The sequence below is a fragment of the Frankia sp. CcWB2 genome (assembly GCF_977927585.1).
The window spans coordinates 37,852-42,022 of record NZ_CDWRCM010000007.1 but is presented as its reverse complement, the minus strand read 5'-3'; the positions used below and the strand labels follow the sequence as shown (position 1 = coordinate 42,022).

The 4,171-nt window shown below is 70.7% G+C and carries 2 protein-coding genes and 1 pseudogene; 1 reads left to right on the top strand and 2 read right to left on the bottom strand.

From position 1 onward, the window contains the following. The first annotated feature begins 162 nt into the window (after positions 1–162). Complete coding sequence (locus ACY45C_RS02000; protein ID WP_462185960.1) at positions 163–1,851, top strand: glycoside hydrolase family 26 protein; 1,689 nt, start codon at positions 163–165, stop codon at positions 1,849–1,851. A gap of 177 nt (positions 1,852–2,028) precedes the next feature. Here ACY45C_RS02000 and mazG read toward each other — a convergent pair. Both mazG and ACY45C_RS01990 read right to left on the bottom strand, forming a co-directional pair. Beyond that, positions 2,029–3,220 (bottom strand): annotated as a pseudogene (gene mazG / locus ACY45C_RS01995) (nucleoside triphosphate pyrophosphohydrolase). Between the two features lie 12 nt (positions 3,221–3,232). Then, the gene (locus tag ACY45C_RS01990) at positions 3,233–4,000 is read right to left on the bottom strand and encodes a SurA N-terminal domain-containing protein (protein ID WP_462185959.1); all 768 of its coding nucleotides are present in this window, start codon (positions 3,998–4,000) and stop codon (positions 3,233–3,235) included. Positions 4,001–4,171: the final 171 nt, after the last annotated feature.

Below are 4,171 nucleotides of genomic sequence, written 5' to 3'. Positions count from 1 at the left end.
GTCCCCCTTGACCGTACTTTTGCGTTACATGAGTAAAAATGACTTTATAGGTAGAAACGTACGACTGGGGTGATGCGGGTGCGCGGGCGCTCCTGGTCGGATGACCCTCCGGCCGGCCGCTGGCCGGTGGACGGATCGCCATCCTCGGACCAGGACGGCACGGTGCGCCACTCCGAGGTGGATCCGCCCCGTTCGGCCGATCGGCGGCTTGCCGGTGGAAGCGCCGGCATGCCGACCCCGTCCCGGGGCGAGTGGCTGGACGCCCGGCTGCTCCCGCTGCGCCGTCGCCGAAGTGACACGACGACGCGGATGCTCCGTTCCCCCAGCGAGGGTTCCCCCACCGAGCTGGTCTACATCCGCCGCAACGGTGCTTCTTGCGACGCGCGTGGCGGCCCGGTCACAGGCCGCGCCGGGGACCGGGCGGACCCGGCGCGGGCACGTCCGGACGGTGCCACCACGACCGTGTTCCATTGGCACGGGCGGCAGGCCCCGGCCGGTAAGGGGCTGGACACGCCGGACACGAACGTCCTGGCCTGGGGCGTGCCGGCTCGGGGCGTGCCGGCCTGGGACGGGTCGATCTGGGACGTGCCGGCCCGGGACGTCCCAGCCTGGGACGGGCAGGTACCGGACGCGCGTGTTCGGGCGGACGACGGCGGTGGGCCTGGCCCGGGTCGTCCATCTCGCGTCGCCGGTTGGATCACCGCGCGCCCCGGGGGCCGAGCCGGCCGAATCCCGCGTCTCCCGCTCGTCGCGGTCTCGATCGCGGTCGTGCTCGCCCTGACCGCCCTGACCGCCTGGGTTCTGGCGCCCTCCGGAGGACACCCCACGGACACAGCGGCCGGCGGCCCGACGTCCGCCCCGCCGACGCCGCCCCCGCCGCAGTCGCCGGGCTCCGGCCTCTCGCCCGCACCGGGGGTCCAGCCGCCGGTCACCGCGCCCCGGGTACAGCGGGCCGCCACGACCGGTGAGTTTCCCACGGGGGTCGCCGCGCACACGTTGGCGCAGGCGAACCGCTGGGCGGAATTCCGTGGCCGGCCCAACGACGTCGTCGTCATGTACACCGAGCGGTCCAGCTGGCGGGCGATCGTCGAGCCCTGGATCGGGCGCGACGCCTCGCCCTTCGCCGGCTTCTCTGGCATATGGGTCATCAGCCAGCCGCTCTTTCCAGACCAAGGGCCGGAGAAGGGCAACCTCGCCGACTGTGCGGCCGGCCGCTACGACGCCGAGTGGCGGCAGTTCGGCCGCTGGCTGGTGAGCATGGGGCGGGGCGACTCGTTCGTCCGGCTGGGCTGGGAGTTCAACGGGCTGTGGTTCGCGTGGGCGGCCACGGACCCGCAGCAGTGGGTGCAGTGCTTCCGCAACGCCTCGTCGGCGATCAAGGCCACCAGCCCGCGGGTCCGCATCGACTGGAACCTCAACGCCCACGGCTCGACCACGTCGGTCGGCGCCTTCGATCTCTACCCGGGTGACCAGTACGTCGACGTCATCGGGGTCGACACCTACGACCAGTACCCGCCGAGCCCGACCTACGCCGACTTCGACAACCAGTGCAACGGGGACGGCGGTCTCTGCCAGGTGATCCTCTTTGCGCGGACCCATCACAAGCTGTTCTCGGTGCCGGAGTGGGGTGTGGTCAGCCAGCAGGGCACCAAGGCGGGTCGGGTCGGGGCCGCGGGTGGGGACAACCCCGTCTACATAGAGAAGATGCACGAGGCGTTCGTGCGCAACGCGGACATTCTCGCCTACGAGGCGTACTTCCCCGATGCCCTGCCGAACAACGTCCGTTCCTCGTTGGTCGACCCCACCATCAATCCCATGGCGGCGGCGATGTACCAGCGGCTCTGGGGCTGATCCCTGGGGGCTGATCCAACACGATCAGCGTACGCTGCCGGTCCCGGCGCGGGGGCTAGAGAAAGAAGATCATCGCACCCACCACGGCAGACCTCGCCAACCTCGCTGGCAAGACCAGCATCAAAACCTGAAGTTATTTTCCGGTACTCCCTGGCATCGGGCACCGATGATCGGTGTTTACTCGGGTAGCTGCCGCCAGATTTCGCGCCAGCGGGTGTCGGACAGGGAAGCCGGATCGGCGCCCTCGGCACGGACCGTGCCCTCGACGGCGGCCAGCCGGTCCCGGAAGCGACGGGCGGTCGCCCGAAGGGCCCGCTCCGGATCGACGGAGGCCATCCGGGCGAGTGCGACGGCGGCTAAAGAGCAGATCACCGATCAGGTCGTCCCCCGCCGTGCCCGACCGGGCCAGTACGGCGGCCGTGGCGGCGATCTCGGTGACCCGATCGCCCGCGTCGGTCACACCCCACGCGGCCGTCCCGGTCAGCGCGAGCGCAGGGACGCCGATGCCGGCCGCCCGCTTCAGCAGCTTGGCCGCGAGGGACAACGCCGGTTGGGAGAGTGGGACGCCCTCGGTCACCGAGACGCGCCCCTTCTCGACCGCCTTGATCGCGTCCCAGTTGGCGACGACGTTCGCCGGACCGTCCACGACCACGTCACCGAACACGTGCGGATGACGGCGGATCAGTTTGGCCACCAGGCCGGCCGCGACGTCATCGACGTCCCAGCCGTCCTCGGCGCGCTCGGCGGCGATCCGAGCGTGGAAGAGCACCTGCATCAGCACGTCGCCGAGTTCCTCGCGCAGCTCGGTGAGATCGTAGTCCTCGATCGCCTGATACGCCTCGTACGTCTCCTCGACCAGGTACGGGGCGAGCGAGGTGTGCGTCTGCTCGGCGTCCCAGGGGCAGCCGCCCGGCGACCGCAGGCGGTCCATGACCGCGACGGCGTCCAACAGGCTCGAGCCGGGCAGCTCCCTGGTGGCCACGAGGCTCGTCACTTCGACCCCGGTCACCCCATCGACCCCGGTCACCCTCTCGACGCCGGCATCGTTCCGTTCCCCGGATCCACTCGCCTCGTCGAGGAGGCGGTCGAGGATGCTCGGCGTAAGCGGATCGGGCAGCCAGGCGACCTCGGCCGCCGCGGGATCCGGCAGGGCGGCCCGGATGAGGGTCACCGCGCCGGCCAGACCGCCGGGATCGCCGGGATCGACGATCAGGACGGTCGCACCGGCCGCCCGCAGCGCGGCGAGCTGAGGATGCGTGGGGCTCGCGGTCAGGACGGGCACCGTGCGCACGACATCCCATGCCCGGGCCGTGAGGATTCCCGGTGCCACCCGGGGGCTGGTGACGACCACGGTGATCCGCATCAACATGTCGCCGTCCGCTCAGGATCGGGTGGTCAGGTCCAGGATCGGCGTGGGCGCGGGCTTGCTGGCGATCGAGCCCTCGGCGGCGACCACGGCGAACTGCTTCGTGTCCCAGGTACCAAATCGTGGGTTTATCGAGATGGGATCCCGGGACTCGGCCTGCGCGAGTAGCGGGCGCACCTTCGTCGCCCGTTTGTCCGCCACCAGGAACCGGGCCAGGTAGGGCTTGGCCTGCCGGTAGCTGAGGGGGATCTTCCCGATCTGATCGACGATGCTGTCGTACTGGGCGCGAGTGTCCGCGTCGGAGGCGAGGACACCCGGGCTGATCTTGTCCCCGAGCGCCGACTCGAACGCTCCCGAGCGGACGATCGTCGCCACGTCCTGCTGGGCGAAGCCCGCCGCGGCGGCTCGCTGCTCGAACGCCTTCACGCTGCCGAACTGCAGGATCGCGTACGCCTGGTAGTAGGACGCGATGTCCTGGCCGGTCAGCGAGATCCCCAGCCGCTTCGCCTCACCGGAGATCAATTCGAGCTGCACGAGTGTGGTCAGGGTTCGTCGCTGGAGTTCACCTCGGTTGAGACTCTGCGACACCGACTGCGAGGTCTGCGGGATCGGTACTGTCTCCGCGGCCTTGAGCCCACGGTCGACAATGCCGCGCAGCTGGGAGGTCCCGATGGTCTGCGAACCGACCTGGGCGGCGGCCCCGGCATGGGTCGTGCACCCGGTACCGGCGGTACCGACGAGCACGAGGAGCCCGACACCGGCGAGGAGACGGGAAAGCTTCACGAGCCGAGACGGTATCCGCTCAGCGTGGCGTACGGTACGGCGCCCTACGCCAGGAGTCAGATCGAGGCCGCCGCGGCGGCGACCGAGTCGGCCGCGACCGCATGCAGGAGCTGGCCGACCCAGGCGAGCAGGGCCCGGTCCCGCAACGGTCGGGAGCCGATGCGCCCCGTC